This window comes from Arthrobacter sp. NPDC058192 (assembly GCF_042883665.1).
In the GTDB taxonomy this organism is placed as follows: domain Bacteria; phylum Actinomycetota; class Actinomycetes; order Actinomycetales; family Micrococcaceae; genus Arthrobacter.
In genome coordinates, this window is sequence record NZ_JBHVVJ010000012.1 from 18,844 (window position 1) to 45,361 (window position 26,518).

Sequence of the window (26,518 nt, forward strand, 5' to 3'; positions counted from 1 at the left end):
CCGCGTGCAGGTTCCTGCGAACTTTCTTGCTGGCCCGTGTAATGAATCACCGTTCACAGGACACTTAGACATCAAGAAGAAGTCATCGATGTCCGGGGGAACCACCATGTTGGCTGCCAAAGAGCAAGCGTTCATTGATCTGCACACCCAGCACTCCGCGCGCGTGTACCGCTACATTGCCTGCCGTATCAGTGACCGGCACCGCGCCGAGGAACTAACTGCGGACGTCTTCAGAATTGCCTGGGAAAAAGAGCTGTCGGAATCGCCCGGCATTGGCTGGCTGCTGGCGACGGCCCGGAACGTGATCGGCAATGAGTACAAGGGCCGCCGTCGCCGGCAGGAACTCGTCGAGAGACTGAAGGTTCAGGCCCGCAGCCAAGTCCCCGCGTCAAATGATGAAGAACGGATCGCCGTGGCAGATGTGCTGGTACGGCTCAGGGAGCGGGACCGCGAGGTTCTTATGCTCAGCTACTGGGACGAGCTGACCACCGCAGAACTGGCGCAAACGCTGGAATGTTCCTCTTCGGCAGCTGCAGTCCGCCTGCACCGGGCACGCCGGGCATTCGCGAAAGCTGCCCCCTCACATCTCATGACCGAACGGAAGGACTAGCCATGGACCGCATCGAACAGCTCATGAAGGATGCAAAACCCCGGGTGGGAGAGCCCGACGCAGTGCCGGGAAATGACTTTGTCCGCTCGAGCGTATTTTCCACGGATCCGAACCTTGTTCGTTTGGCAAGGCGCACGCCGGCACGACGCCATGCCGTGCGGGCCTCGGCCGCGACTGCACTGGCCGCTGCAGCTGTGGTTGGCGCAGTGGTTGTCGGCGGCAACCTCATGCCCCAACCGGCGCCCGGGCCGGCCCAGACGGGCATTCCGGCGCCGGCTGCCTCCGCCAGCCCCTCGCCGGAGCACCCAAGCCCATCCACTGCCGCTCCCACCGCCAACCCCACTGCCTCTCCCACTCCGGCGAAGACCGCAGCCGGCGCTTTGAGCACGGACGGCGTCGAGTGCACCATAGCGAACGTTGACCAGCAGCGCAACGACCAGGAACGGGCAATCAAGGCGATTCCCGCCGCCGAGCGGGCCTACTACACCGTGCTGGGCTGTGCCGACGGATGGCTCGCGTACTCCATCTCCGATGAAGGGGTCCGGGCGCTCCAGCTCGACGGCGGCAATGCGTGGTACATGATCGCCAAACTGCGGAACGGGCGTTTCCTCTGCGACGTCCGGCAGGAATGGTCCAGCGTATTCACCTGGAAGTTCCAAGCGCTGAACAATGACGTCTCGCAAAACGGGCAGCGGCTCACGCCGCAGCAGGCCATGGACAAGGAATTCGAGACAAAGGGGATTCCCGTCGAACTGCGGCCGCAGCTTGTGGGCGATGGTCCGGCAGCCGGGTAGCGACAGCCATATCGCATCGGTGCCCCGCGACCGCTATAGGGTTGAGCACATGAAGCTCACGCCAGTCACTCTCTGCTTCCCGCTCCGTGACGCGGAGACTGGCACCGAGGTGCTGTTGGGCCTGAAAAGAACCGGTTTCGGCACCGGCAAGATCGTGGGCATCGGGGGCCACGTGGAGCCGGGGGAGAGCGACGCCGAGGCCGTGGTCCGCGAGGTCTGGGAAGAGGCCGGCATCGTGGTGCTCCAGGAGGACTTGGCCCACGCCGGCGTCGTCGAGTTCATCTTTCCCGCCCGGCCCGAGTGGAACATGTCGTGCCGCCTCTTCACCACCCGCCGGTGGGACGGCGAGCCCGCCGAGAGCCCGGAAATCACGCCCGAGTGGTTCGACTCCGAGTCGTTGCCGCTGGAGCGGATGTGGCAGGACGCGGCGCACTGGCTGCCTCCGGCGCTGGCAGGCGGAACGATCGACGTCGTCGTGGTCCTCAACGAGGACAACGAGACCGTTGCGTCCGTCCGGTATCCCTCCGCAAAGTGAGCAGGGCTTCCGCGCCGCAGAATTCCGCGACTCGAAATCGTGTTACCGGCAATGCCGCGGACTGACCGGTAGCCTAGGGTTCGAACACTGTGCCGCGGCGATCCGCGCATTCATCGCACATCCGCGAGCGGCACACGGGCCATTTGGGGGCAAGGCATGGACTCAAACAATCACGACCTTCCTGGCGGGGATCCTTGGGACGACGAGCCGTCCACGGGCACCGGGGCACGCCGGCGCTGGCCGTGGGCGGCCGCCATCGTCGCCCTCGCCGTGGCGGCGGTCGCCGGCGGCGTTGCCGTGGCCGGAAACATGGGGTCTGCTGGCCGGGCCCCCGCGGCAGCCTCGACGGCCGCAGTGATGGCACCGACGGCGTCCGCCTCCCTCACGGCGACGCCGTCGCCGATCGTAGCGACGTCGGTGTCCGCGACGCCGCCGTCTTCCGTGCCGCCATCGTCGTCCGCAACCTCGGCTGCGGCCACCCCGGCACCTTCTGCCGGGGCGTGGCGGACCTTCACCAGCGCCGATTCGAAGGTCAGTTTCGACTACCCGGCCTCCTGGCGCGTCTCCGACGCCGGCGGGGGCTCCGGCGGGGTTGATGTTGATGTTGCGAATGAGGCCGCCGTGGTGGTGGCCTCCCTGCACCTCGGCCCGTCCGGTGGGCTCGGCGGCGCGTGCCAGGGCGACGTTCCCTACACGGTGCTTGATTCGGCCGAAGTGGATCTTCCGCACCAGCCCGCGAAGGGCGCTGTCACGCCGAGGTTTGCCTTCCGGGCCCTCCAGGAGCCGAACCGCGTCACGGCGTCCTTCGGACTAACGGACACTCCGGCCGGCCAGAACGGCAGCACCTGCATGTTCTACAACGTGGTCACGGGGCCGCCCGAGTGGCCAATGTTCTCCTTCGCCGACGCTTTCCAGGTCCAGGCGGGGGGCTCGGAGGACGATCCCATGCACAAGGGAGCAAAGACGTTCCCCTCGTTGGACGCAGCCCGGGCCTACATGCAGACCCCGGAGTACCTGAACGCGAAGCGCATGATTACCTCGCTGAAGATCAAAGAGGGCTAGCACGACCCTTTCCGGCAGAACGTCCGGCGGGCCGGCCACCCTGTCGAGGTGACCGGCCCGCCGTCGTACGCGCATAGGAACGCGGACGAAACCGCTACGGCAGGTGCCGTTCCTCTTCGCCGTTGTATTCGCTGAGCGGGCGGATCAGGGAGTTCGCATCCAGCTGCTCCATGATGTGCGCCGTCCAGCCGGTGATGCGGCTGGCAACGAACAGGGGAGTAAAGGTCTGGGTGTCGAAGCCCATGAGGTGGTACGTGGGGCCGGTGGGGTAATCGAGGTTTGGCTTGATGCCCTTCGCCTCGTCCATGGCGGTTTCGAGGCCGTTGTACAGGCCCAGCAATTCGGGCCGGCCGTAGTGCGCGATCATCTTGTCCAGGGCGGACTTCATGGTGGGCACCCGGGAGTCGCCGTGCTTGTAGACCCGGTGGCCGAAGCCCATGACCTTCTTCTTCTGGGCCAAGGCGTTTTCCATCCACTCCTTGGCCCGGGAATGCGCGTCTTCCAGCGACTCCTCGGGCCGGATGCCGATCTCGTCGAAGGTGTGCATGACGGCCTCGTTCGCCCCGCCGTGCAGGGACCCCTTCAGGGCGCCGATGGCACCGGTCACGGCCGAGTGCAGGTCCGAGAGGGTGGAGGTGATCACCCGGGCCGTGAAGGTGGAGGCGTTGAAGGAGTGCTCGGCGTACAAAATCATGGAGACGTTGAACGCGTCGACCACCTCAGGGACGGCCTCCTCGCCGAACGTCATCCAGAGGAAGTTGGCGTCGTAGCCCAGGTCCTCGCGCGGCTCCACGAGGTCCTGGCCGTGACGGCGCCGCTGGTCGTAGGCCACCACCGCCGGCATCGCGGCGAACAGATCGATGGCCTTGGCGAGGTTGGCTTCGCGCGAGGAATCCTCGGCGAGCGGGTGCCGTGCCCCCATGACGGAGGTCGCGGTCCGGCAGACGTCCATGGGGTGGGAGGTGGTGGGCAGCGCGTCGATCACCTGTTTGACCACCGGGTCCAGGGCGCGGCCGGCACGTTCCCTCGCGGTGAACTCGGCCAGTTCCTCTGCGGCGGGCAGTTCGCCGTTCCACAACAGGTAGGCGACTTCCTCAAAGCTGCACCTGGCGGCCAGCTCCTGGACGGGGTAGCCGCGGTACAGCAGGGAGTTGGTGTCCGGGTTGACCTTCGAGACCGCGGTGTAGTCCACCACGACGCCGGCGAGGCCCTTTTTGATGTCTTGTTCAGCCATGCTGAAACTCCTTTGTTCCTATCGCCTGTTACCGGCACGTGCCGGCGGTTCCATGCGGGGCTTACTGACCTGGGATGTGGAAATTAAAGACTCCGGTATCGAAACGGTTGTAAGCCTCATAATCAACGAGATCGTACAAACGCGCACGGGTCAGCATGCTTCCAACCTGTGCTTCCTGGGTTCCGTCGGCCTTAATCGATTCCAGAGTACGCTCCGCAGCACCCATGGCACTACGGAGCAGCGTTACCGGATAAATGACCATGTTCACGCCGACACCGGCCAGCTCTTCAACGGTGAACAGTGCGCTCTGGCCGAATTCGGTCATGTTGGCCAGGATCGGGACGTCGACGGCGTCGCGAATGGCCTTGAACTCGCTCAGATCCTTCATGGCTTCGGGGAAGATTGCGTCCGCCCCGGCCTCCACGAGCGCGCGGGCGCGGTCCTGGGCGGCCTGAAGCCCGTCCGTGGCGCGGATGTCTGTCCGCGCCATGATCAGGAAGTTCGGGTCGCGCCGGGCGTCGGCCGCCGCGCGGATCCGTTTGGTGGCGGTCTCAAGGTCCACCACGTTCTTGCCGTCGAGGTGCCCGCAGCGCTTGGGGTTGAACTGGTCTTCGATGTGGCAGCCGGACAGGCCGGCGTTCTCGAGTTCCTGCACACTGCGGGCCACGTTCATCGGCTCCCCGAAACCGGTGTCGGCGTCGACGATCGCCGGCAGGTCGGTCATCCGGGCGATCTGCCCGGCCCGGGTGGCCACCTCGGTGAGGGTGGTCAGCCCGATGTCCGGCAGGCCGAGGTCATTGGCCAGGACGGCGCCGGAAATGTAGACGCCCGCGAATCCCTTTTCCTCGATCAGCCGGGCCGAGAGCGGGTTGAACGCGCCCGGGAACTGCGCGATGGTGCCCGAGGCCAGAAGCTCGCGGAACCGGATCCGCTTCTGCTCCGGGGTGACTTTCGAGTACAGCATTAGAAGAGTCCCTTCGGCGCGGCGGCGGGGTCGATCACGCCGTCGGCCGCCTGGATGTTCAGCTGGTCCAGTTCGCCGGCGGCGAGTTCGGGAAGCCGCGCAGCGGCGGCGAGGAAGCGCTCGATCTCCTCATCGGCAACGAGGCCGGCGGCGAGGGTGCGGAACTTGTTGACGTACTGCTCCCGCGCGAACGGCCGGGCCCCCAAGGGGTGGGCATCGGCGACCGCGATTTCGTCGGTGATGACGGTGCCGTCCGCCAGGGTGATGACCACGGAACCGCCGAAGGCCTTCTCTGCAATGTCCAGGGAGTGGTAGCGCCGGGTCCACTCCGGATCCTCCACCGTGGTGACCTTGTGCCAGAGTTCCACGGTGTCCGGGCGGGCGGCGCGTTCCGGGGCATAGGAGTCGACGTGGTGCCAGGCGCCGTCCTGCAGTGCCACGGTGAAGATGTACGGGATGGAGTGGTCCAGTGTTTCGCGGCTTGCCGTCGGGCTGTATTTCTGCGGGTCGTTGGCGCCGGAGCCGATCACATAGTGGGTGTGGTGGCTGGTCTTGATCAGCACGGATTCCACGTTGGCCGGATCCTTGACCTCGGGGTGCTCGCCGTGCAGTTTGCGGGCGAGGTCGATCCACGCCTGCGCCTGGTATTCGGCCGAGTGCTCCTTGGTGTACGTGTCCAGGATGGCGCGCTTGGCTTCGCCCGCCTCGGGCAGCGGGACCAGGTAGGAGGCGTCCGGACCGTCGAGCATCCAGGCGATCACGCCGTCTTCGCCCTCGTAGATCGGCACGGGGGAGGTCTGCCCGCGCATGGCACGGTCCGCGGATTCGATCGCCATCTTGCCCGCGAACGCCGGCGCGTGCGCCTTCCAGGTGGAGATTTCGCCCTTGCGCGACTGCCGCGTGGCGGTGGTGGTGTGCAGCGCCTGGCCGACGGACTGGAAGATCGTCTCGACGTCGAGGCCCAGCAGGGTGCCGATGCCGGCCGCCGCGGAGGGGCCGAGGTGGGCCACGTGGTCGATCTTGTGCTCATGGAGGCAGATGGCCTTGACCAGGTTGACCTGGATCTCGTAGCCGGTGGCGATCCCGCGGATCAGCTCGGCTCCGCTGGAGCCGACGTGCTGGGCCACGGCCAGAATCGGCGGGATGTTGTCGCCCGGGTGGGAGTAGTCCGCGGCCAGGAAGGTGTCGTGGTAGTCCAGTTCACGGACTGCGACGCCGTTGGCCCAGGCCGCCCATTCAGGCGCCACGCGCTCCTCGATGCCGAAGACCTTCGAACCCTTGCCGCCGGTGGTGGGGCCGTGGGTGAGGGCCTGGGCCCGGGCCGCGACGATCGGGGCGCGGTTCAGCGAGGCGACCGCCACCGAGGCGTTGTCGATGATCCGGTTAATCACCATGTCGGTGACCTCGTCGGTGACTTCCACAGGATCGGCGGCGACCCTGGCGATCTTGTATGCAAGCTGGTCCTCGCGGGGAAGGTTTTCCTCGCTCTTGTAAACGCGGACGTGGTGTTCCGTGACCATGGTGCTCCTTCTAGTGAGGTACGTGGGTGGCTTTGACGTGGGAAAGACTGCGGTGCAGGTGCAGCGTGGTGGCGGCCTCGGCCAGCCGCGGGTTGCCCGCGGCAATCGCTTCGGCGATGGCGGCGTGCTCGGCGGCGGCGGCGGTGAGCCGGGCGGCGTCGTCGGCGGCCAGGCGCCGGACGCGAACCAGATGGACGCGGAGGCTGCGCATGGCCTGGACGAGGTAGGAGTTGGAGATTGCGGCGTCGATTGCGGCGTCCAGCCGGCCCACCAGCCCGTAGTAGTCGTGCAGGCCCGGACCCCCGGCGCCGATCAGTTCCGGGGCCCGGAGCAGCTCGCGCCGCAACTTCGAGAAGGCCGCCGGGTCACCGCGCTCGGCGGCCAGCGCCGCGGCCCGCCCTTCGAGGGTTTCGCGCAGTTCGAACAGTTCGTCGATGTCCTCCAGGGAAATGTCGGTCACGACGACGCCGCGCCCGCCGGCCGCCGTCGTCAGCCCTTCGGCCGTGAGCCGGCTCAGGGCCTCCCGCAGCGGGGTGCGCGAGACGCCGAGACGCTCCGACTGTTCCACCTCCGCGAGCACCGTTCCGGGCAACAGGCGCCATTCGATGATGTCGTCGCGCAAAGCCGCATAGGCCTTATCGCTGGCGCGCATCCTGCCTCCCTCGGGGGTCGCTGTAGGGGTTGAGCAGAATCAGTGTATACATGAAGGCGCCATTTGCCCAGAACGTCCGCCTTTTCCGTGGAAATGCGGCTGGCTCTGTATACATACAGTGTAGCGTCCAGATGCCCACGAAAACCTCCCCCGCGCCTGCGGTGCCCGGAACAGGAGCGCCAACCCTATTCGAGCAACAGGCCTCCGGATCGGGGAGCGAGGACGTGGTCAAGGACAATGGATGCGGCTCCAACCGCAGCGATGTCCTCTCCCAGGACGGACCCTGCCAGTTCCACCTCATGGATCATTCCCATGGCCAGCCGAGTGGAAAGAGCGGCGCGCAGTACCTCCAGGTAGCGGCTTCCCACCGGCGACCATGACGGTCCGCCGAAAACTATCCCGTCGACGTCCAGGAGGTTGGCGACGTCCTCAACCGCGCGGGCGAGGCGGGCGCCCGCAGCCCGGAAGAGCGCATCTGCTCTTTCGTCTCCGGCATCAGCCAGCGCCGCCAGATCACGGAAGCGGCCGGTGATCAGCAGCAAATCAGTGTCTTCGACAGGGCCGGCGATGATCCCTTCAGTGACGGCTTCCCTCACGAGCTGAACGGGCATGACTGAAACGCCCAGGCAGCCCATTCGCCCACAGCTGCACAACCGGCCTCCTTCACCGGTGGAAAAATGCCCGATTTCGCCTACGTTATTCGATGAGCCACGCACCACTTCGCCGTTCATCACAACGGCTGCGCCGATGCCGCTTCCGAGGTAAATGAAGGCAAAATTCTGGTCTGACCGTTTCTCCCGCACCCATAGCTCGGCGTGTGCCGCCGCCGTCGAGTCTTTGTCCAGAAACACGTTGAAGCCTGTTGCTTTGCCGAGAGATTCGCGCAACTCGACCCTCTCCCAACCCGTCAGCATGGGCGGCCCGACCACCGCTCCCTGATCGAACTCGATCGGACCCGGAGCGGCTATGCCGACGCCCAGCACTAGCGTTCGCGGAATGCCGGTCTCGCTGATCAGTTCCTCGATGGCCGAGGCTAACCTGGCCACGGTTTCATCCGGGCTGGCCACCGCCTCGACCGGGACGTGGCGGCGATGCACCACAGTGCCGGCGAGGTCCAGTAGAACAAAAGTAAGCATGGAGGGATCCAAATGGGCCCCCACGGCATATCTGCTGCTCGGATCGATGGTCAGGGTGGTCCTGGGTTTACCCTGCGGCACGTGGACCTTTCCGCTTTCCCGGATCAGTCCCAGATCGAGCAGCCTGCGGGCAATGTTGGACACCGTTTGGGTCGACAATCCAGTGGCGCCGATGAGCTCCACCCTGCTCAGTCCGGCCTCCGAGCGCCGCACGAGGTCGAGGACGACGGCTTGATTGAAGGCGCTCACGCGCTCAAGATTCGATCCCCGCGGCATGAAAAAACCCCTAACTCAATTTATTTGACTAAGCCCGATCCTAGACTATAGTGGCGTGTGTCACACGCTGTCACACAGTTCGGACACTTCATCAATCAGCTTCGCAGAGGCGGAGCTCTGTCTCCCAAAGGGAACCCCTGATATGACTCGGAAGAGATTTATTGCGGCCGCGGCAGGCGTACTGGCGGGCACCGTTGCCCTAAGTGCCTGTGGCGGCTCTGCTGCACCGTCATCGGCACCTAATCAGAATGCGGACGCCAAAGAGGTCACGCTCACGATCACCGCCAACGCCATCTCCGGCGGCAAGAACGCGGTTGGAGCCGACTGGATCACCAACTACGTCATCCCGAAGTTTGAGGAAGCGCAGAAGGCCAAGGGCGTCACGGCAAAGGTGAACTTCCAGCCCAACGGTGTGGACGACCAGGCCTACAAGACCAAGATCTCCTTGGACCTCTCCACCGGCCAGGGCGCCGATGTCGCCGCCATCGACGGCATCTGGCTCGGCGAGTTCGCAGATGCCGGATACATCAGCCCGCTTGACGATATTGTCGGCAAGGACAGGGTTGCACAGTGGGACGGCTGGAAGCAGATCAAACCCGCTGTCCAGCAGCTCACCACCTACGACGGCAAAGTTTATGGTGTCCCGGACGGCACTGACGGCCGCGTCATCTACTTCAACAAGAAGCTGTTCGCTCAGGCTGGCCTGCCGGCTGACTGGCAGCCGAAGAGCTGGGATGAAATCCTGGACGCGGCGCGGAAACTCAAGAGCCTTCCCGGGGTGACCCCGTTGCAGATCAATGCAGGCAAAGCAATGGGTGAAGCGGCAACGATGCAGGGGTTCCTGCCGCTGCTGCAGGGCACCGGTCAGTCCATCGAAAAGGACGGCAAGTGGCAGGGCAACAGCTCCGCCGTCCAGGACGTGCTGCGCCTTTACTCGACTGTTTACGGCTCGGAGAAACTGGGGGACCCGTTGCTGCAACAGGACGCGAAGGGCCGGGATAAGTCTTTCGAGGAATTCTCCAAGAACAAGTTGGGCATCCTGATCGAGTGCGATTACCTCTGGCGCTCGGTGATCAACCCCAAAACCGGCGTCGCTCCCATGGCAGACCGGGACACCGCTGTCGGCTGGGCCAAGATCCCCGCACAATCCGCGGGCAAGGGCCCCAAGGGTGGTGACTTTGTCAGCATGTCCGGCGGCTCGGGCGAGGTGATCAACCCGAAGACCAAGTACCCGCAGCAGGCCTGGGAACTGCTCCAGTTCATGGCCTCGGCAGATGCCATCAAGGCACGGATCGGCTCGACACCGCAGATCTCAGCCCGCGACGACGTCAACGCTGAGGTCCTTAAGGCCGATCCCTTGCTGAACTTCATCTCCACAGAGGTCCTGCCGGTTACGGCATACCGGCCCGCTCTCGCGGATTACACCCAGGTCTCCGCCGCTCTGCAGGACACCACCGGCCAGATCGTCTCGGGGAAGTCCGCCGAGGACGCAGGCGGCGCCTACCAGAAGGCCTTGGAAGGAATCGTCGGTGGAAACGACAAAACTTTCAAGTGACGAACTCGTAGAGGTACCGGTGCCCGCCGTTGCGGCGGGCACCGGTACGTCCCGGGCAGTCCAGGACGACGGCGATGTCGCCGGTCTCGGCAAGGCCAGGGCTGCTGCTTTCCTGGCGCCGGCCCTGCTCCTGATCTCGCTGTTCCTTGTCTTCCCGGCCCTCTGGACTCTGTATCTGGGCTTGACGAATTACCGGTTGAGCGGCTCGGCCGCAAAAAATCCGCAATTCGTCGGCTTGGACAACTACGTCGCCGCGCTCTCGGACGACAGGTTCTTCAACTCGCTGGGATTAACGCTCATTTTCGTGTTCGGATCTGCGGTTATCGGGCAGTCCGCTCTCGGGTTCGCTATTGCCTGGACTATGACCAGGGTCAAAAAATCCGTCCGGGCAGTAGTGGAGTTCTTTGTCCTCCTGGCGTGGATCATCCCCAGCTCGGTCACTACATTCCTGTGGTACGCCCTCCTGGACCGGAGCGACGGAACCTTGAATGCGATGCTGTCCACGGGCAACACCGCGTGGCTGCTCGATTACCCGCTGCAGAGCATCATCGCGTTCAATACCTGGGTCGGCACGGCGTTCTCCATGCTTCTGTTCAGTTCGGCCCTGGCGTCGGTACCGCCGTCACAGCTCGAGAGTGCCCGCATGGTGGGCGCTGGCGCCTGGTCGCAGTTCCGCGACGTCGTGTTTCCCCATATCAGGGGACACATCCTGACCAACACGCTGCTGATCACGCTCTGGACCTTCAACACCTTCACGCCCTACCTGCTGACCGCGGGGGGACCCGATGACCGGTCCAACATTCTTCCGATCTTCATCTACCACCTCGCCCTGAACGACGGCGCATTGGGCCAGGGCGCAGCTATCTCACTGATCATGATCATCATCAACCTGGTCATCGCCACCGTTTACCTGCGCCTGCTGAAGGAGAGAAAGTCATGACCGCGGTTCCCGGTTCGCGCACCAAGATCCAACGGGAAAGCCGGCAAATGCTGGGACACTTCCTGGGGCTGATGGGCAAGAGCGTGTTCACCGCGCTGGTATTGGCGTTCTTTGTCATTCCCGTTCTGTGGCTTGTCTTCGCACCTTTTGACGCGCACCCGAGCCTAAATGTGAAGCTGCCGGAGTTTACGCTCAACAACTTCAGGGTCCTGCTGGAGAATCCCATCGCCATCGCTTCGCTGGGCAATTCACTCATCCTGGCCCTGGGGTCGATGGCCGTGGTGCTGGTACTCGGGTCGCTTGCCTCTTATTCGCTTTCCAGGGTGAAGATTCCCGGGCGCGATCTGCTGCTCTACACACTGCTGCTGCTCTCATCCATCATCACCGGCACCGCCGCCATGGTGCCGACATTCCTGCTGATGGTGAAACTGGGGCTTATCGATTCCCAGTTCGGTGTCATTCTCGTGCTCAGCGGGGGCATCCTGCCGACAGTAATCTTCATCCTCAAGGACTTTATGGACTCGACCCCTAAGTCCTACGAGGAATCCGCCCGTCTCTATGGCGCCAAGCCGTTGCGGATCCTTTGGGACGTAGTTGTCCCACTGGCCCGGCCGGGACTTGCCACCATCGCAGTCTGGGCCGTGGTGCAGGTATGGGGCAATTTCCTGGTTCCCTACCTCCTGCTGAGGTCCCCGTCGAAGTCTCCCGCGGCAGTGGTGATGTACACCTTCTACACCGAAGGCGGCCAGCCCAATCTCGCCCTGATTTCTGCCTTTTCCCTGCTCTTCTCAATCCCCGTCGTCGCTATGTACTTTTTCGTCAACCGGCGTTACGGGTTCCGCTTCCATGGAGGTATCAAAAGCTAATGGCCAGCATCACCACCAGCTCCCTGATCAAGGAGTATCCCGGCGGGGTCCGCGGCGTGGACGGGATGGACGTCACCATCCACGACGGCGAATTCTTCGCCCTGTTGGGTCCGTCCGGCTGCGGGAAGACCACCCTGCTACGCACCATCGCCGGACTGGAGAAATCCACGTCGGGCAGCATCACAATCGGGGAGCGGGAAGTCACCAACATGGAACCTGGCCAGCGCCGCGTCGCCATGGTGTTCCAGGACTACGCGCTGTTCCCGCACATGTCCATTGCCGATAACATCGCTTACCCGCTGAAGATTCAAAAAGTAGCCAAAACCGAGCGGCTTTCCAGAGCCGAGGAGGTGGGGGACAAGCTGTCACTCCAGGGCCTGCTTGAGCGGCGCCCGGGACAGCTCTCCGGCGGCCAGCAGCAGCGCGTGGCCTTGGCGCGCGCAGTGACCAGCCGGCCCGACGTGTTCCTGTTTGACGAGCCGCTGTCGAACTTGGACGCCCGCCTTAGGCTTGAGGCACGGACGTTCCTTAAAAAGCTGCAGCTGGACTTGGGTGTGACCACTGTTTTCGTCACGCACGACCAAGCTGAAGCGCTCGCCCTTGCCGACAGGATCGCCATCATGCGCTCGGGCAAAATGCAGCAGCTCGGAACCCCCCGCGAAGTCTTTCAGCGTCCGGCCAATACCTTCGTCGCTTCCTTCGTCGGCTCGACCTCCATGAACCTGATCAAGGGCAGCGTTGCCGACGGTATGGTCGCAATCGGCGGCCAGCGCGTGCCGCTGCCGACGGACGCCGCGGGGCGGGTCAGCGACGGTCAGGAGATCACCTGGGGAGCCCGGCCGGAATATCTGGGCTTGTCGGCCGGGCCTGTCCCGGGCGGCCTCGAGGGGACGGTGACGGTGTCCGAAAACCTCGGCGCCTCCGTGCTGATGACGGTGGAACTTCCCGGCAACGAGGAACTGGTCCAGGTTGTGGTGGGCGAGGACGACGAGCCCGGAATCGGTGCCCGCGTGTGGATCACCTTCGAGCCCCGGCGGACCCTGCTGTTCGACGCTGAAGGTCTGCGGATCGGAGACTAGTTGTGCGCATTACCCGCTTGCTCACCCCCGAGGATCGGGTGGAGAGCCTCTACGCTAACGTCCCGTTTGAAGTGCAGGGATGCGAGTCTTTGGAAGTGCTCCTGGAATATGACAGGTCGCGGGCGGTCATTGACCTGGGCTGCACGGGCCCGGACGGGTGGCGGGGCTGGTCCGGCGGGGCCAAGAAACGCTTCGTCATCAGCAGGACGGCCGCCTCAACGGGATACTGCCCGGGAGTGCTGGAAGCGGGACTTTGGAACGTCGTGCTCGGACTTCACCACGTCCCCGCCGAGGGGGTCAGGGTTGAACTGACGATCAATACGCCGGCGACCGGCGGAGTGGATGCGGAGCCTTCTGCTCCCGCCCCGGCCAGCACCGTCCCGGCCAGCCGTCGCCGGAGCCTTCCCGCCGAAGCAGGCATGACGTGGTTTGCCGGGGATTGCCATGCGCACACTCTCCACTCGGACGGCAGCCTCTCGATCCGTCAGTTGGCGGCCGGGGCTGCCCGGAACGGCCTGGATTTTCTCGCTGTGACGGACCACAACACCGTAAGCCACCATCCGCATCTGTTGGGTGTGGGCGGGGAATACGGCATCGCGCTGCTGCCCGGGCAGGAAGTGACCACAGTCCGGGGCCACGCCAACGCGTATGGCCGCATCAACTGGGTTGACTTCCGGCGCCACCCCGACGCCTGGCTCGACCAGGCGGAAGATGAAGGCGGCTTTTTGTCGATCAACCACCCGGTGGCGACCGACTGTTCCTGGCAGTGGCAGCTCTCGCGGAAACCGACCCATGCGGAAATCATGCACGAGACCTGGCTGCCTAACAGGCGCGACACCAGCATCTGGGCGTGGCTGAGCGCCTGGGGCGAGCCGGTGATCCCGCTGGGCGGCGGAGATTTCCACCGGCCCGAGGACGGGCACCCTACCGGGCTGCCCACCACATGGGTCCAGGCCGAAGGTGCCGGGGAAGAGGAACTCCTCGGTGGACTCAAGAGCGGGCCGACTGCCCTCAGCATGGGAATCGACGCGCCGCTGCTGCTGCGTGTCGACGGGGAATTGCTTGCTGTCGACGCTGAGGGGACACTCCTGATCGACTTCGAAGGACGTCGGCAGCTCATCCGCGGCCCCCGCGTAACCATCAAGGATCGGGGAGCGGGCCCGTACCGCCTTGAAACGGCCGACCGTCAGATTCTCGCCCTGACCTAGGCCAACGGATACGTCCTCGTGCGATTTGTCCTCGGCAGCGGGCCACGCTTGCCCCGGAGGCCGCCCTTCAGCGATCTGAAGTGGCGGCCTCCGGTTTTCTCTTTGTCGGCCTGCGGCGCGAGAAGCGCTATCCCCGCGGGCTGAGGCGTAGTGTGCGGATTTCCCACGGCTCGAGCATGAACTTGTATTCGCCGTCAGCCCGTTCCGACTCCAGCGCCCTGCCTGTGAGGTCCACGGTCGCTACCTGGCCAAAGGGGCCGCTGAGCACGGCCCCGGTGCCCTGATCGGCGAGCAGCACAACCCTGATCTCCATGTCATCGCCCACCCGGCGCATGCTGCTCATCCGTACGCTGTCACCGCGCAGGCACAGACCTTGCAGGGCTCCCGGGATTGCCTCCGCTTCCGTTCCTCGGCCCCGCACAACCAGCCCGGGAGCGTTGAAGTGGTCGGAAAGCTGCACGGCGCCTGCGTTGCGATAGCCCTTCGAGGATGCGATGACCGCGAATTCGACATCGACCTCGGTCCCGGCCTCCTGGGCGCCCGGAATCGGGATCTCAGAGGCTGCCGGTTCGTCGCGCAGTGGATGGACGTTGACGCTGATCGATCCGACGGCACGAAGCAGGGTGAGTGCCAGTTCGTTCCCCTCAACCACCTCATACTCGGTCGCATCATGCAGCAGGACAGTGGCAGGTCCTGCCGACACGAAGGTGTAGGCGGGGAAAGTCGGAAGAGGATATTCCCCGCCCCCGCCCTCTGCGGTGAGCGAGCGGCTCGTTATGGAGAACTGGCCCTCGGAAGCCGAAGACTCCACGGGGTGGGGGAGCGGAACGTGCAACCGCAGCCGGTGGTCGGCGGCTTCATTGGTGAACTGAACGCGCAGCCGGACGAATGGTTCGCCACGGCGCAGTTCCACGAACATGTGGACCGGAACGTCCACACGGTCTTCGGACCGGCAACCAAGGCCGGGCTCCATGAAGCGGGGACACGAAAAGTGCCGGCTTACCTTGACTACGGCCCTCACAGACCCGGTTTCCAGCACGTCCACAGTGATAGCCGAAGGCTCTGCGACGAGGATGTCCACGGCCGGCGGGCCGTAGTTATAGCTGTCGCCACAGTCGCCACCGTCAACGAGCCTGCCGATGCCTTGCAGGACCGTTCCGTCCGCGCCGGTCAGAGACACCGTTCCGTCCGAGCCAATCGCCACCGAAACGAGTCCGTTGCTCAAGACCCCGTCTTCGCACGTTACATGCTCCGCAGCCCGGTCCTCACGCTGGAAGACTTTGAAGGGCGTGACCCCCATGGCCGGGACCGGCACGTCGACAAGGACCCTGCGTCTGGGCTGCGCGAGGATGCGGACTTTCCACTCGCCCGGGTGCGCTTCCACGGAGGCCGCCAGGTCCGCCTTGAACGTGACGATGTCGAACACGGGGGTGGAGGGCACCTCCGCGACGTCGAACTCGAGAGAATAGGGCGCAACCCGGTAGTTCTCGATCAGCTGACCAAACAATTCACGTCCGTGGATGCGGTTCATCATGCGTTCGACCAGGACTGAAGCGTCCATCGCCTCATCACCCAGCATGGTCGGCGCTTGTCCCAGTTCCTGGACGGCCAAGACGGCGCCGTCGGCGGTTTCGGCAACCACCGGCAGACCCTCAGCAGGTGCAGGAACTTCCAGTTCGACCATCACCGTGCGGTCCGTGGGCAGGGTGTTGAGAGCTGCAAAGGCGTCGCTGGGAACGCCTTCGGCTACGGACAGGCCAACTTCGTTGCGGACGGCCCGGGCGATCTGGGTGGCTTCGTTCAGGCGTGCCTCGACCTGGTCGACAGTTTCGTCAGTTCCGGATCCGACCACGGAATCGTGGGCTGTGGACTCTATTATGCGGCGCCACGACATGCTGATGAACGGCTCAAAGTCAGCTCCGCTGTGGGTGGCGGCCAGCCGTTCGGCGTCCAGGACCATGCGCTCTGCCTTGGCCATCGCGATTTTGAGGTTCCGGCGGATCGAGAAGACGCCGGGAAGGATGTTGCCGCGCGCGTGCGAACGCAGTTCCCCGTCCACGACCTGCAGGTTTTCCCCCGGAGCAAAGGCGGCCAGGTACTCGTCTAAAGTGGCGACCCTTATGGGGAAAGCCGGAGAATCGTAGGTGTCTACGTGCCTCATGAGGCCTGTATCGGGGGGCATGTGGTCGGTGCCTACCATTCCCAGGATGGGGTCGCCGCGGTAGCGGTCGGCGGTTTCTTGCCGGTATTCCTTCAGCGCGTGGGGGATGTGTTCGGCAATGGCAAGGATGTCGAGGGCACTGCCGTATCCGTCGAAAAGGTATTCCACGCGCACAGATGACCCGTCGGGGGCCACCCAACGGAAGGAATGGCCGCTGACTTTGGACGGTACCCCACGCCACAGGCAGGCATCCGCGATGCCGGCCTGGCTCAGGATCTGTGGCATTTGGGCAACGTGCCCGAACATGTCGGGAAGGTATCCCACATTCATGTACCCGCCCAGCTTCAGCGCACCGGCCATGCCCATTTGGAGATTGCGTATGATCGTCTCGCCCGAGCACAGGAATTCGTCCAGCAGGATCTGCCAGGGACCCAGTGCCAGCTGACCGCTGGCGACGACAGCTTTGACCCTATCTGTATTTTCCGGCCGGATCTCCAGGTAGTCCTCGATCGCCGCTGTCTGACCATCCAGCGTGAACCTGAACCGGGGGTCTTCCTCGGCCATTGCCAAGACGGTGTCGAACATCTGGATCAGCTTGAAGCGGAACACCTGGAACGGTTCGTACCACTCCCGGTCCCAGTGCGTGTGCGGCACGAGGACGATGCCGGTTTCATTTGTGGCGCTCATGCGGACGCTGCCTCTCCGCCTACGGTCATGTTGAGGGACTCCGCGAGAGCCACCGCGATCAGCTGGGCTACCCTTACGTCCGCTTCGCCTTCCGCTATGCCGGTTGGCGGTCTCTCTTGCCCGTTCACCATGCGGTGGAAGGCCACGAGTTCCTGCTCAAACGCTTCTGTCACATCCTCAACCGTGCACGTGGATGCTCCGTCACCTGCTTTTTCCGTCAAGTGCAGCTTTGTGGGCGCGTTGAGTAGATAGGGGACGGTGAATTCGAGTTTCCCCGAGCCTTTGGTGTGGTGCACGGTCACGGTTTCCCGGTAGACCGGATAGTCGGCAAGGAAATGCCAGTTGAAATGGACACGAAGGCCTTCATTCACTGTCCCGCTGATTTCAATGGATCCAGGCTCATCCTGTTGTGCCCAGAAGCTGACGGCGTCAACGGTGCGGACGGGACCTACGAGTGCCCGCACTAGGGCGATGTCGTGGATCAGGCTCCCGAGTATGACGTTGGAGTACAGGCTTCGCAGCAATTCAGGGCTGCTTTGGCCCAGGGCCGCATCCAGCCTGCCGGCGTCGGCCGCTGAAAGCCCGGACAGCACCTCCGTTGGGACATCCCCCGGTGGGCGGCGAAGATTGGCGTAGGCCAGTTGCGCGGAGCCGCTCGGATGGAGAACTTCGACGTTGAGGTATCGCACGTCCTTCCGGTCCGGGAGTCGCTCCTTCAAGGCAAGGACCGCCGGATCGTACTCCTTCATGTAGCCCAGAAGGAGCATGGGCCGGCCTTGGTTTTGCTCGGCTTTGCGCAACAGGCGGATCTCTTCAAGGGAGAACGCGAGGGGCTTCTCGCAGAAAACCGCGACGCCGGCCTCGATGGCTTGCAGCGCCGGCGTGCCGTGGGAGCCCGAGGTCAGCAAGACGACAGCGTCCAACTGCTCACCTTCCAGCATGTCGGCCAGGCTTCCGTAGCGGTGCTCAGCGGCAATGCCGTACTGGTCGCCGATCTGGCCAAGCAGCGCTGGAGACAGGTCGGACACCGCGGCCAGTTCGAACAGATCCCAGCGTCGCTTGATTAGGGGCAGGTGCACGGCCTGGGCGACGGCGCCCAGGCCCACGACTCCAATTCGGAGAAGCAAGGTCATTACGGTATCCACTTTCTGATGACGTTTCGGTTGATGGCATGGTGTTTGCCTGCAAGGTCCGGATCATCTTCCGGCTGCGGTATGGTGTCCTGCTCCACCACGAGCCAGCCGTCATAGCCGCTGGCGATGAGTTCATTCATGAATCTGTCGACCGCCAGGTCACCTGCGCCCAACGGAACGAAGGCCCTACCGGCCCACACATCCCGCATGTCCCCCTTGTTCCTGACAACAGAGCGGAGCACGTCGACGCGGGTATCCTTGATGTGGACGTGGTTGACCCGTCCACTCCATCGTCCGAGACTCTCAACCGGATCCCCGCCTCCCAGGATGAGGTGGCCGGTGTCCAGGGTCAGGCCTACGTCCGTGCAGTCAAGAAACCTTTCGATCTCCTCAGGTGTTTCCACATGCGTGCAGGCATGGTGATGAAACGTGGGCTCAAAACCGCGTTCCCTTACCAGTCGCGCGGCGGCGCTGACGTTCCGTGCCAATGTGCGCCAGCCCCCAGCGGTGAGGGCAACGTCCTTTCCGCCTCCGGGGTTTGCCCGGCGCCGGTCTGAACCGCTGTCCGCCAGCGTCGGTAAAGGGAGCCGCTCATGCCCGCCAACACGGGCCTCCGTGAAAACGTCAAGGGCTTCCGAAAGCAGGGAGAGCGCGCCCGTAAATGCATCGGGATCGCTGAACGGCAGATCAATCCACCCGCCGGCGAGGGACAACCCGTGATTTCCCAGGCGGCCGCGAAGTTCAGCGCCACGACCGAGGAAGCCGACGGGGCCGAGATCGACGCCGCTATAGCCGTGCTTGCTCAAAATGGCGCACACCTCATCGGGGCCAGGCAAGTGGCCTCCTGCTGTCGCGCCCAGGTCAAACACGCCAAAACTCACGGGTGCACCCGCAACTTCAATCAAGGAGACTCCTCGCACGGCAGAAGGAATTGTTGATCCGCAGGGCCAAGGCAGTTCAGTGTTGCCGGGGGAGACCGAGTCAGGACAAGAAGTAATGTAGCCCACACCGCCCACTAAATCAATTAAGTTGAGTAAGCTCAGTGGGCGACCATTGGCCGTTCCTCGGCGAAGGCGTCCCCACGAGAGCCGAGGAAGCCGGACGTCCTCGGATTCCCGGTCGCCGTGCGTCGTATGCCCGCCCCTATTTGTTCCGGAGATGAGCAACAATGCTGCAGTGCCCCATCATTTTGCCCGACACCCTCTTCGCGGACGTTGACCGGGCTGGTCCCGTTCCCTTGTACTTCCAGGTCTCCTCGAGGATCGAAAGCGCGATCCTGTCGGGAGAGTTGCCAGCCGGCGCGCGCCTGGAGAATGAGCTGGTACTGGGCCAGAAGCTTCGCTTGTCCCGCCCGACGATCCGTCATGCAATCCAGAGACTGGTTGACCAAGGGCTGCTGGTAAAACGCCAGGGGATCGGCACCCAGGTGGTGCACCGCCCCGTCACTCCGGAGACGAGGGCGGCAAATCCCTTCGAGGACACATCCCGGATGGGACAGCATCCAAGCTTTCGGGTGCTGACGCATGAGTCCATCGCAGCTCCCGCCACGGTGGCCGAAACCCTCGGACTGGAGGCTGGCGGGGCGGTTTTCCACCTGCGTCGACTCCGTCTGGCGGGCGGGCGTCCCCGTGCCATACTCGAGAACATTCTGCCCGAAGCGTTCGCCACCCTGGCGCCGGAGCAGTTTGAGCACAACACGCTGAACCGGCTCCTCGGTGCACGGGGCGCCGCGCTCCAATCCTCGAAGGAAACGATAGGCGCCCGCATCGCCTCAGAAGAAGAGGCGGGGCTGTTGGAGATAGGCGCCGGTGAACCGGTACTCACCGTTGGCGTAACGGTCCACGACCAGTCCGGCAAAGCGGTCGGACTCGGGCAGCACTGCTATCGATCAGACAGCTATTCAACCGGGGTCACACTCGTGTAGAAGGAGCCACCGGGAGCGAGTCGCGGCCAAGTCGCCGGTCCACACGTCGCCAACCGGAGGTGCTGCTTACGACGGCGGCCGGATCCAGCGGTATTCGTTCTCCGGCCGGCCCGGAGCGCCGTACCGCGCGGCGCGGGATACTGTTCCGGCGTCGGCGAGATACTCGAGGTAACGCCGCGCCGTAACGCGGGACATGCCCAGCGCCTCCATGGCCTCGCTGGCCGACACCGCTCCGGCCTGCGCCTTGATGAAGTCCTGCACGGACTCCAGCGTGGACACTGACAGCCCCTTGGGCAGCGGCAGTTCGGAGGGTGCCCGCAGGCTGGCAAAGGCCTGGTCCACGTCGCTCTGGGATGCCCCTGGCCCTGCTGCGCCGGGGCCGGCCAGCTGGTCCCGGAACTGCCGGTAACTGGCCAGCTTGTCCGCGAAGGTTGCATACGTAAACGGCTTGATCAGGTACTGTACGACGCCGGTGGCCACGGCGCTGCGGACAATGTTCAGTTCGCGCACGGCTGTGATGGCGATGATGTCGGCGAAGAATCCGGCCGCCCGCATCCGCCGGGCGATGTCCAGACCGTGCAGGTCCGGAAGGTTCATGTCCAGAAGCACCAGCTCCACCGGCGTGCCGGCTGCGGTGAACTCCGCCATCAGCCGCAATGCGGACTGACCGTCGGGGGCGGACCCGGCCAGGGTGAAACCGTCGAGCCTGCCGACGTAGGCGGCGTGCGCGGCCGCGGCGATGGGCTCGTCCTCGACGACGAGGACGCGGATGTCGGTCATGAATGTCTCTCTGTGAGGGGCGCACGCTCGGCCGCCGGGGGCTCGGCCGGTGCGGGCGCGGCCGCCGCCGTCGGCAGTGTGACGCGGAACAGCGCCCCCGCGGGACTGGTGATTGTCATGGTACCGCCCAGGCGCTGCACGGCCTGCCTGACCAGGGCCAGTCCCAGCCCGCGTCCGAACGGGCCCGGCGCTTTGGTGCTGAAGCCATGCCGGAAGACATCGTCCACCACCTCCGGATCGATGCCAGGACCGCTGTCCTCCACCGTGATTTCCAGCGCATCGTTCGCCGTCCCGACGGTCAGTTCCACGAGCTTCGGGGCCGGCGCGTCGGCCGCGGCGTCGATGGCGTTGTCCAGCAGGTTGCCGAGAATCGCGACCAGGTCCTCGACGGCAAGGCCAGTGAATGCCGTGGAGCCGCCGCTGTTCAGGGTGAGCTCCACCCCGCGCTCGTGGGCCTCGGCGACTTTGCCCATGATCAGCGCGCCCAGGACGGGCTCTTCGATGGAACTGACGAGATCGTCGGTCAGCCGCTGGCTTAGCTCAAGGTCCTTTGTGGCGTAGTCCAGGGCCTCGGCGCCGCGGCCGAGCTCCATGAGCGAAACTATCGTGTGGAGCCGGTTCGAGTGCTCGTGGGTCTGGGCACGCAGTGCATCGGAGAGCGTGCGCATGGTTTCCAGCTCGCTGCCCATCGACTCGATTTCGGTGCGGTCCCGGATGGTGGCGACCGTGCCGAACACCGCGCCGCGCTGGCGCCCCGACGCGGAGCCCGGCCCCACGGCCGGGCCCTGGTTCACCACCAGGACGCGAGAGCCGGTCAAGTGGATTTCGTCGTGGGCTGTCCGCCCGGACTCAAAGAGATCTTTGAGGCTCGCTGCCAGCGGCAGCTCCGACAACGCCGGCGCCGGGGCGCCCTTGCCGCCGGGAATGCCACCGCCCGGGTAGCCGCCGTCGGCAGGTTGCGGGCTGAGCCCGAGCAGGGCCGCCGCCTGGTCGTTGTACATCACCACCCTGCCCCGAGTGTCGACCAGGATCAGTCCCTCCCGAACCGAATGCAACACCGATTCGTAATAGGCGAAGAGCTGGGCAAGCTGTTCGGGCCCCCAACCCCGGGTCACCCTGCGCAGGTACCGGCCAAGCAGCCAGGACGCCACGGCACCGCCGAGGAGCAGGGCAATCCCGATCACGAGCAGGGCCGGCAGCCTGCCGGAGACGGCCACGTCCACGGTTCCGACCGTCACGCCGGCGGCTACAAGGGCGCGCACTTTGCCGCTCGCGTCCTTGACGGGGACGATCGTGCGGACCGAGGGGCCGAGGGTGCCGCCGGTAGTTTCGGTGAAGGACTTGCCGTTGAGGGCGGCATCAACGGAGCCGATGTAGGGCTTTCCGATTTCCGCCTTGTTCGGGTGGGTCCAGCGGGTCCGGTCCGGGGCCATGATGGTGATGAAGTCGGCGCCGGCGTCGGCCGTGACCTTCAGGGCGTAGGGCTGCAGCAGCGCAGTCGGATCGGGGGAGTCGGCCGCCCGAAGCACGAGGGGGTTGTCGGCCACGGCGGTGGCGACCCCTGCCATGCGCCGGCCCGCCTCGGCATAGGCCTGGTCCCGGGCGTCGACGAATGCGGCCGTGCCCACGATGGCGGTCAGGGCCACCATGAACAGCAGATGTGCCGCAAACAGCCTGCGGGCAATGCTCCAGCGGTGGATCATCAACCCCTCCTACGACCAATATGAACGCAACGGTGAGCTAAGTCACTCGATCGCTAATGATGGATATCACACCGGACGTGATGAGCTCAGAGCCTGGGCCGCAGCGTCTTCCAGATTATCCAAAAGGAGACACCCATGGCATCTCAAAGAGGAGAGTCAGCGGCGCAGGACGACACGCTGACCAAGCCCCGCCGCAAAGGGCTCGACAAGTCCCACTACCTCTACATGGCCGTCATTGTCGCAGTGATTGCGGGCGCCGTCGTGGGGCTGCTGTTCCCCGAGTTCGCCAAATCCCTGAAACCGGTGGGCGACGGCTTCGTCAAACTCATCAAGATGATGATTGGCCCCGTGATCTTCTGCACCATCGTGCTGGGCATCGGCTCCATCGCCAAGGCCGCCACGGTGGGCAAGGTCGGCGGCCTGGCGCTCATCTACTTCATGGTCATGTCCACCTTCGCCCTGGCGATCGGCCTCGTGGTGGGCAACCTGATCCACCCGGGCGAGGGCCTCAACCTCGCGCCCTACGATCCGAACAAGAAGGCGGCGGCCGACAGCACGGTCGACTTCCTCATGAGCATCATCCCCGGCGACATTCCCGTCCTGCCGACCCTCTTCGCCGCGATCCTGGTCGGCTTCGCCGTACAGAAGATGGGCCCGCAGGGAGCCCCCATCCTCAAAACCGTTGGCTACGCGCAGGCCCTGGTGTTCCGCATCCTCATCATGATCATGTGGCTCGCCCCCCTCGGCGCCTTCGGCGCGATCGCCGCCGTCGTCGGTGCCACCGGCGTGCAGGCCATCTTCAGCATGTTCACGCTGATGGCAGCCTTCTACATCACCTGCGCACTGTTCATCGTCGTGATCCTCGGCGGTCTGCTCAAGGTGGTCACCGGTGTCAACATCTTCAAGCTGATGAAGTACCTGGCCCGCGAATACCTGCTGATCTTCTCCACGTCCTCCTCCGAAGCCGCGCTGCCCCGCCTGATCGCGAAGATGGAACACCTCGGCGTGTCCAAGCCCGTCGTGGGCGTGACGGTCCCCACCGGTTACTCCTTCAACCTGGACGGCACGGCCATCTACCTGACCATGGCCGCTCTCTTCGTCGCCAACGCCATGGGCACGCCCTTGGACCTTGGTGAACAGGTTTCCCTGCTGGTCTTCATGATCATCGCCTCGAAGGGCGCCGCCGGCGTCACCGGTGCCGGCCTGGCCACACTGGCCGCCGGACTCCAGGCACACGCGCCGCAGCTGCTGGGCGGCGTCGGCATGATCGTCGGCATCGACCGCTTCATGTCCGAGGCCCGGGCGCTGACCAACTTCACGGGCAACGCCGTCGCCACCGTGCTGATCGGCACGTGGGTTAAGGAGATTGACGGCGAACGCGTGGACCGTGTCCTCGCCGGCGCCGAGCCGTTCGACGAAGTCACCATGCTCGCAGGCCACGGCCACGGCCCGGCGCAGGAAACCGGTTCCACACCGACCCCGGCAGCCCCCGCCACCGTCTAGGCGCGGAAAGGCCTGAGCCAATCAGCACCGAGAACTGCCCGGACGCCCAGCGTCCGGGCAGTTCTTTGTCCGGTCCCTGTCATCCTCTCCGGCGGCCGCCGCGGCGGCTGCCAGTTCGTCCCCGGATTCTCCCTCCTGCTCCAACCTTCGACTTCAACCGGAAGGTCAAGGCTCACGGAACGGCGCTTGTCAAGGTCCGCCGAATACCGTGTCGGGCGCTGTAACCTTGGGAGGAAACACGCTCGGCTCCGTGAGCCGGCGCCAGCAACACCCAGCAACACCATGCACGACCATCACCGTCATCGAAAGTGTGGATAGATACGTGAGCAGCGAACAGGGTTCAGCAACTCTGGAAGGCATCGAACTCGATCTGGACGACGCCGTCATGGGCCCCACCGGGCGGCCCCAACGCGACTTTCCGGAGCCCGCGCCGCTGTCCTCCCATGGTCCTGCGCGGGTGATCGCCATGGTGAACCAGAAGGGCGGCGTGGGCAAAACCACGTCCACCATCAACCTCGCCGCCGCCTTGGCCGAATATGGCCGCCGCGTGCTCCTGGTGGACTTCGATCCGCAAGGCGCCCTGTCCGCAGGCCTGGGCACCAACCCGCACGAGCTCGACCTGACCGTGTACAACGTGCTGATGGACCGCAAGGTGGACATCCGCGACGCCATCCAGCAGACCGGCGTCGAGAACGTCGATCTGCTGCCGGCCAACATCGACCTCTCCGCCGCCGAGGTGCAGCTGGTCAACGAAGTGGCCCGCGAGCAGGTCCTGGATCGGGCCCTGAAGAAGGTTGAGGATGACTACGACGTCGTCCTCATCGACTGCCAGCCCTCCCTGGGCCTCCTCACCGTCAACGCGCTGACCGCCGCCCACGGCGTCATCATCCCGCTGATCTGCGAATTTTTCGCCCTCCGCGCCGTGGCGCTCCTGGTCGAAACCATTGATAAGGTCCAGGACCGGCTCAACCCGCGCCTTCAGGTCGACGGCGTCCTCGCCACGATGTACGACGCCCGGACCCTGCACGGCCGCGAAGTGATCGCCCGCCTCGTGGAGGCCTTCGGCGACAAGGTCTTTGAAACCGTCATCAAGCGCTCCATCAAGTTTGCCGACGCCACCGTAGCGGCGGAGCCCATCACCACTTACGCGGGAAACCACGTCGGTGCCGACGCCTACCGCCGCCTGGCCAAAGAGCTGATTTCGCGCGGCGGCGCGCCTTAGCCAGGCACGTGGCAGGCACTTTCCTCTCGACGGCGGAGCTCGACCTGCCCGCGGACCCCGCGGGCCAGGCAGCACCGCAGGGCCCTGCAACCCGGGGTGGTTCTGCAGCACCGGATGGCCCTGAGGGCAAACAGGGGCAGTCCGCGAAGAAGGCCGGATTCGAAGTCCGGCTGGCCAACTTCACCGGCCCCTTCGACCTCCTGCTGGGCCTGATCTCCAAGCACGAGCTGGACATCACCGAGGTGGCGCTATCCACGGTCACCGACGAATTCATCAAGTACATCAGGGGACTGCAGCAGCTGGGGGAGGAATGGGCCCTGGATGAGGCCAGCGAATTCCTGGTCATCGCCGCCACCCTCCTGGACCTCAAGGCCGCCCGGTTGCTGCCCGCCGGCGAGGTGGAGGACGACGAGGACATCGCCCTGCTGGAAGCCCGCGACCTCCTGTTCGCCCGGCTGCTGCAGTACAAAGCCTTCAAACAGGTGGCCGGCATGATCGGTTCGACGCTCGAACTGGAAGCCCGCAGATACCCCCGGCAGGTGGCACTGGAGGGACACTTGGCGGCGCTTCTTCCGGAACTTCTCTGGCGGCACACCCCGGAGCAGTTCGCCGGCCTGGCCGAAGCAGCCCTCAAGCCCAAGGAAGCCGCGCCCACGGAGGTGGGCCTGGCGCATCTGCACGGCACCCCGGTCAGCGTCAAGGAACAGGCCGAACTGCTGGGACACCGGCTCCGACAGGGCACCCCGCTGACGTTCCGGGCGCTGATCGCCGATGCCGAATCCACCCTGGTGGTGGTGGCGCGTTTCCTGGCGCTGCTGGAGCTGTTCCGCGACCGCGCGGTGGGCTTTGACCAGCTGCTGCCGCTGGGGGACCTGACCGTTCACTGGACGGCCGACGCCACAGGGTGGAGCAGCGAAAGCCTGAGTGAAGAATATGAGGACCAGCCGTGAACGACACAGAACCCGTCGACGTTG

General features: G+C 64.8%; 23 protein-coding genes. 13 read left to right on the forward strand and 10 right to left on the reverse strand.

What is annotated here, in order from left to right; translation table 11 throughout:
- The first annotated feature begins 88 nt into the window (after positions 1-88).
- The 4 genes from ACFVVK_RS13010 to ACFVVK_RS13025 all read left to right on the forward strand — a co-directional run bounded on the left by ACFVVK_RS13010 (position 89) and on the right by ACFVVK_RS13025 (position 3,001).
- On the forward strand, positions 89-610 hold the full coding sequence (locus ACFVVK_RS13010) for an RNA polymerase sigma factor (protein ID WP_390267303.1): 522 nt from the start codon (positions 89-91) through the stop codon (positions 608-610).
- A gap of 2 nt (positions 611-612) precedes the next feature.
- Positions 613-1,404 (forward strand): hypothetical protein, encoded by a 792-nt coding sequence (locus ACFVVK_RS13015; protein WP_390267306.1) that lies wholly within the window; start codon positions 613-615, stop codon positions 1,402-1,404.
- Positions 1,405-1,453: 49 nt separating this feature from the next.
- The gene (locus tag ACFVVK_RS13020; protein WP_390267309.1) at positions 1,454-1,939 is read left to right on the forward strand and encodes an 8-oxo-dGTP diphosphatase; all 486 of its coding nucleotides are present in this window, start codon (positions 1,454-1,456) and stop codon (positions 1,937-1,939) included.
- Between the two features lie 156 nt (positions 1,940-2,095).
- Positions 2,096-3,001, forward strand: coding sequence for a hypothetical protein (locus tag ACFVVK_RS13025; RefSeq protein ID WP_390267312.1), 906 nt, complete (start codon positions 2,096-2,098; stop codon positions 2,999-3,001).
- Between the two features lie 94 nt (positions 3,002-3,095).
- On the opposite strand, the gene ACFVVK_RS13030 is transcribed toward ACFVVK_RS13025, so the two are convergent.
- From ACFVVK_RS13030 to ACFVVK_RS13050, 5 genes are all read right to left on the reverse strand, one after another.
- A complete protein-coding gene (locus ACFVVK_RS13030; protein ID WP_390267315.1) occupies positions 3,096-4,235 on the reverse strand; it encodes a bifunctional 2-methylcitrate synthase/citrate synthase in 1,140 nt (379 codons plus the stop codon).
- Positions 4,236-4,296: 61 nt separating this feature from the next.
- Positions 4,297-5,199: a methylisocitrate lyase gene (gene prpB / locus ACFVVK_RS13035; RefSeq protein ID WP_390267318.1), complete on the reverse strand. Its 903-nt coding sequence runs from the start codon at positions 5,197-5,199 to the stop codon at positions 4,297-4,299.
- Entirely contained in the window at positions 5,199-6,719 is a 1,521-nt protein-coding gene (locus ACFVVK_RS13040) for an MmgE/PrpD family protein (protein ID WP_390267321.1), read from the reverse strand. The genes prpB and ACFVVK_RS13040 overlap by 1 nt, the downstream gene beginning before the upstream one ends.
- A 10-nt stretch (positions 6,720-6,729) precedes the next feature.
- On the reverse strand, positions 6,730-7,371 hold the full coding sequence (locus ACFVVK_RS13045) for a GntR family transcriptional regulator (RefSeq protein WP_390267324.1): 642 nt from the start codon (positions 7,369-7,371) through the stop codon (positions 6,730-6,732).
- 185 nt (positions 7,372-7,556) lie between these two features.
- Complete coding sequence (locus tag ACFVVK_RS13050; RefSeq protein ID WP_390267327.1) at positions 7,557-8,756, reverse strand: ROK family protein; 1,200 nt, start codon at positions 8,754-8,756, stop codon at positions 7,557-7,559.
- A gap of 169 nt (positions 8,757-8,925) precedes the next feature.
- On the opposite strand from ACFVVK_RS13050, the gene ACFVVK_RS13055 reads away from it, so the two are divergent.
- Genes ACFVVK_RS13055 through ACFVVK_RS13075 form a run of 5 tightly spaced genes read left to right on the forward strand, consistent with a single transcriptional unit; the run spans position 8,926 to position 14,431 of the window.
- A complete protein-coding gene (locus tag ACFVVK_RS13055) occupies positions 8,926-10,338 on the forward strand; it encodes an extracellular solute-binding protein (protein WP_390267330.1) in 1,413 nt (470 codons plus the stop codon).
- Positions 10,313-11,278 carry a carbohydrate ABC transporter permease gene (locus tag ACFVVK_RS13060; RefSeq protein ID WP_390267333.1) on the forward strand — a complete coding sequence of 322 codons (966 nt, stop codon included), beginning with the start codon at positions 10,313-10,315 and terminating at the stop codon, positions 11,276-11,278. The genes ACFVVK_RS13055 and ACFVVK_RS13060 overlap by 26 nt, the downstream gene beginning before the upstream one ends.
- The gene (locus tag ACFVVK_RS13065; protein ID WP_390267336.1) at positions 11,275-12,144 is read left to right on the forward strand and encodes a carbohydrate ABC transporter permease; all 870 of its coding nucleotides are present in this window, start codon (positions 11,275-11,277) and stop codon (positions 12,142-12,144) included. Before ACFVVK_RS13060 ends, ACFVVK_RS13065 begins: the two co-directional genes overlap by 4 nt.
- Positions 12,144-13,223, forward strand: a complete 1,080-nt coding sequence (locus ACFVVK_RS13070) for an ABC transporter ATP-binding protein (RefSeq protein ID WP_390267339.1) — start codon at positions 12,144-12,146, stop codon at positions 13,221-13,223. The genes ACFVVK_RS13065 and ACFVVK_RS13070 overlap by 1 nt, the downstream gene beginning before the upstream one ends.
- 2 nt (positions 13,224-13,225) lie before the next feature.
- A complete protein-coding gene (locus tag ACFVVK_RS13075; protein WP_390267342.1) occupies positions 13,226-14,431 on the forward strand; it encodes a CehA/McbA family metallohydrolase in 1,206 nt (401 codons plus the stop codon).
- 127 nt (positions 14,432-14,558) lie between these two features.
- Here the strand turns inward: ACFVVK_RS13075 and ACFVVK_RS13080 are convergent, their stop codons facing one another.
- Genes ACFVVK_RS13080 through ACFVVK_RS13090 form a run of 3 tightly spaced genes read right to left on the reverse strand, consistent with a single transcriptional unit; the run spans position 14,559 to position 19,317 of the window.
- The gene (locus ACFVVK_RS13080) at positions 14,559-17,279 is read right to left on the reverse strand and encodes a hypothetical protein (protein WP_390267345.1); all 2,721 of its coding nucleotides are present in this window, start codon (positions 17,277-17,279) and stop codon (positions 14,559-14,561) included.
- Positions 17,276-18,412 (reverse strand): Gfo/Idh/MocA family protein, encoded by a 1,137-nt coding sequence (locus tag ACFVVK_RS13085; RefSeq protein ID WP_390267348.1) that lies wholly within the window; start codon positions 18,410-18,412, stop codon positions 17,276-17,278. Before ACFVVK_RS13085 ends, ACFVVK_RS13080 begins: the two co-directional genes overlap by 4 nt.
- Positions 18,412-19,317: a TIM barrel protein gene (locus ACFVVK_RS13090; protein ID WP_390267351.1), complete on the reverse strand. Its 906-nt coding sequence runs from the start codon at positions 19,315-19,317 to the stop codon at positions 18,412-18,414. Before ACFVVK_RS13090 ends, ACFVVK_RS13085 begins: the two co-directional genes overlap by 1 nt.
- 263 nt (positions 19,318-19,580) lie before the next feature.
- Between ACFVVK_RS13090 and ACFVVK_RS13095 the strand changes: the two genes are divergently transcribed.
- The gene (locus ACFVVK_RS13095; protein WP_390267354.1) at positions 19,581-20,336 is read left to right on the forward strand and encodes a GntR family transcriptional regulator; all 756 of its coding nucleotides are present in this window, start codon (positions 19,581-19,583) and stop codon (positions 20,334-20,336) included.
- A gap of 66 nt (positions 20,337-20,402) precedes the next feature.
- On the opposite strand, the gene ACFVVK_RS13100 is transcribed toward ACFVVK_RS13095, so the two are convergent.
- Positions 20,403-21,116 carry a response regulator gene (locus ACFVVK_RS13100; protein WP_390267357.1) on the reverse strand — a complete coding sequence of 238 codons (714 nt, stop codon included), beginning with the start codon at positions 21,114-21,116 and terminating at the stop codon, positions 20,403-20,405.
- Entirely contained in the window at positions 21,113-22,819 is a 1,707-nt protein-coding gene (locus ACFVVK_RS13105; protein ID WP_390267360.1) for an ATP-binding protein, read from the reverse strand. Before ACFVVK_RS13105 ends, ACFVVK_RS13100 begins: the two co-directional genes overlap by 4 nt.
- Before the next feature lie 135 nt (positions 22,820-22,954).
- On the opposite strand from ACFVVK_RS13105, the gene ACFVVK_RS13110 reads away from it, so the two are divergent.
- The 3 genes from ACFVVK_RS13110 to ACFVVK_RS13120 all read left to right on the forward strand — a co-directional run bounded on the left by ACFVVK_RS13110 (position 22,955) and on the right by ACFVVK_RS13120 (position 26,494).
- Positions 22,955-24,322 (forward strand): cation:dicarboxylate symporter family transporter, encoded by a 1,368-nt coding sequence (locus ACFVVK_RS13110; protein ID WP_390267363.1) that lies wholly within the window; start codon positions 22,955-22,957, stop codon positions 24,320-24,322.
- Between the two features lie 322 nt (positions 24,323-24,644).
- Positions 24,645-25,544, forward strand: a complete 900-nt coding sequence (locus ACFVVK_RS13115) for a ParA family protein (protein ID WP_090956659.1) — start codon at positions 24,645-24,647, stop codon at positions 25,542-25,544.
- Between the two features lie 170 nt (positions 25,545-25,714).
- Positions 25,715-26,494 (forward strand): segregation and condensation protein A, encoded by a 780-nt coding sequence (locus ACFVVK_RS13120; protein ID WP_390267667.1) that lies wholly within the window; start codon positions 25,715-25,717, stop codon positions 26,492-26,494.
- Positions 26,495-26,518 lie beyond the last annotated feature (24 nt).

Bases quoted from the DNA above. Each gene is read 5' to 3' on its own strand.
- ACFVVK_RS13010 (WP_390267303.1), top strand. From the start codon at position 89: ATGTCCGGGGGAACCACCATGTTGGCTGCCAAAGAGCAAGCGTTCATT.
- ACFVVK_RS13015 (WP_390267306.1), top strand. From the start codon at position 613: ATGGACCGCATCGAACAGCTCATGAAGGATGCAAAACCCCGGGTGGGA.
- ACFVVK_RS13020 (WP_390267309.1), top strand. From the start codon at position 1,454: ATGAAGCTCACGCCAGTCACTCTCTGCTTCCCGCTCCGTGACGCGGAG.
- ACFVVK_RS13025 (WP_390267312.1), top strand. From the start codon at position 2,096: ATGGACTCAAACAATCACGACCTTCCTGGCGGGGATCCTTGGGACGAC.
- ACFVVK_RS13030 (WP_390267315.1), bottom strand. From the start codon at position 4,235: ATGGCTGAACAAGACATCAAAAAGGGCCTCGCCGGCGTCGTGGTGGAC.
- prpB (WP_390267318.1), bottom strand. From the start codon at position 5,199: ATGCTGTACTCGAAAGTCACCCCGGAGCAGAAGCGGATCCGGTTCCGC.
- ACFVVK_RS13040 (WP_390267321.1), bottom strand. From the start codon at position 6,719: ATGGTCACGGAACACCACGTCCGCGTTTACAAGAGCGAGGAAAACCTT.
- ACFVVK_RS13045 (WP_390267324.1), bottom strand. From the start codon at position 7,371: ATGCGCGCCAGCGATAAGGCCTATGCGGCTTTGCGCGACGACATCATC.
- ACFVVK_RS13055 (WP_390267330.1), top strand. From the start codon at position 8,926: ATGACTCGGAAGAGATTTATTGCGGCCGCGGCAGGCGTACTGGCGGGC.
- ACFVVK_RS13065 (WP_390267336.1), top strand. From the start codon at position 11,275: ATGACCGCGGTTCCCGGTTCGCGCACCAAGATCCAACGGGAAAGCCGG.
- ACFVVK_RS13070 (WP_390267339.1), top strand. From the start codon at position 12,144: ATGGCCAGCATCACCACCAGCTCCCTGATCAAGGAGTATCCCGGCGGG.
- ACFVVK_RS13080 (WP_390267345.1), bottom strand. From the start codon at position 17,279: ATGAGCGCCACAAATGAAACCGGCATCGTCCTCGTGCCGCACACGCAC.
- ACFVVK_RS13085 (WP_390267348.1), bottom strand. From the start codon at position 18,412: ATGACCTTGCTTCTCCGAATTGGAGTCGTGGGCCTGGGCGCCGTCGCC.
- ACFVVK_RS13095 (WP_390267354.1), top strand. From the start codon at position 19,581: ATGCTGCAGTGCCCCATCATTTTGCCCGACACCCTCTTCGCGGACGTT.
- ACFVVK_RS13100 (WP_390267357.1), bottom strand. From the start codon at position 21,116: ATGACCGACATCCGCGTCCTCGTCGTCGAGGACGAGCCCATCGCCGCG.
- ACFVVK_RS13105 (WP_390267360.1), bottom strand. From the start codon at position 22,819: ATGATCCACCGCTGGAGCATTGCCCGCAGGCTGTTTGCGGCACATCTG.
- ACFVVK_RS13110 (WP_390267363.1), top strand. From the start codon at position 22,955: ATGGCATCTCAAAGAGGAGAGTCAGCGGCGCAGGACGACACGCTGACC.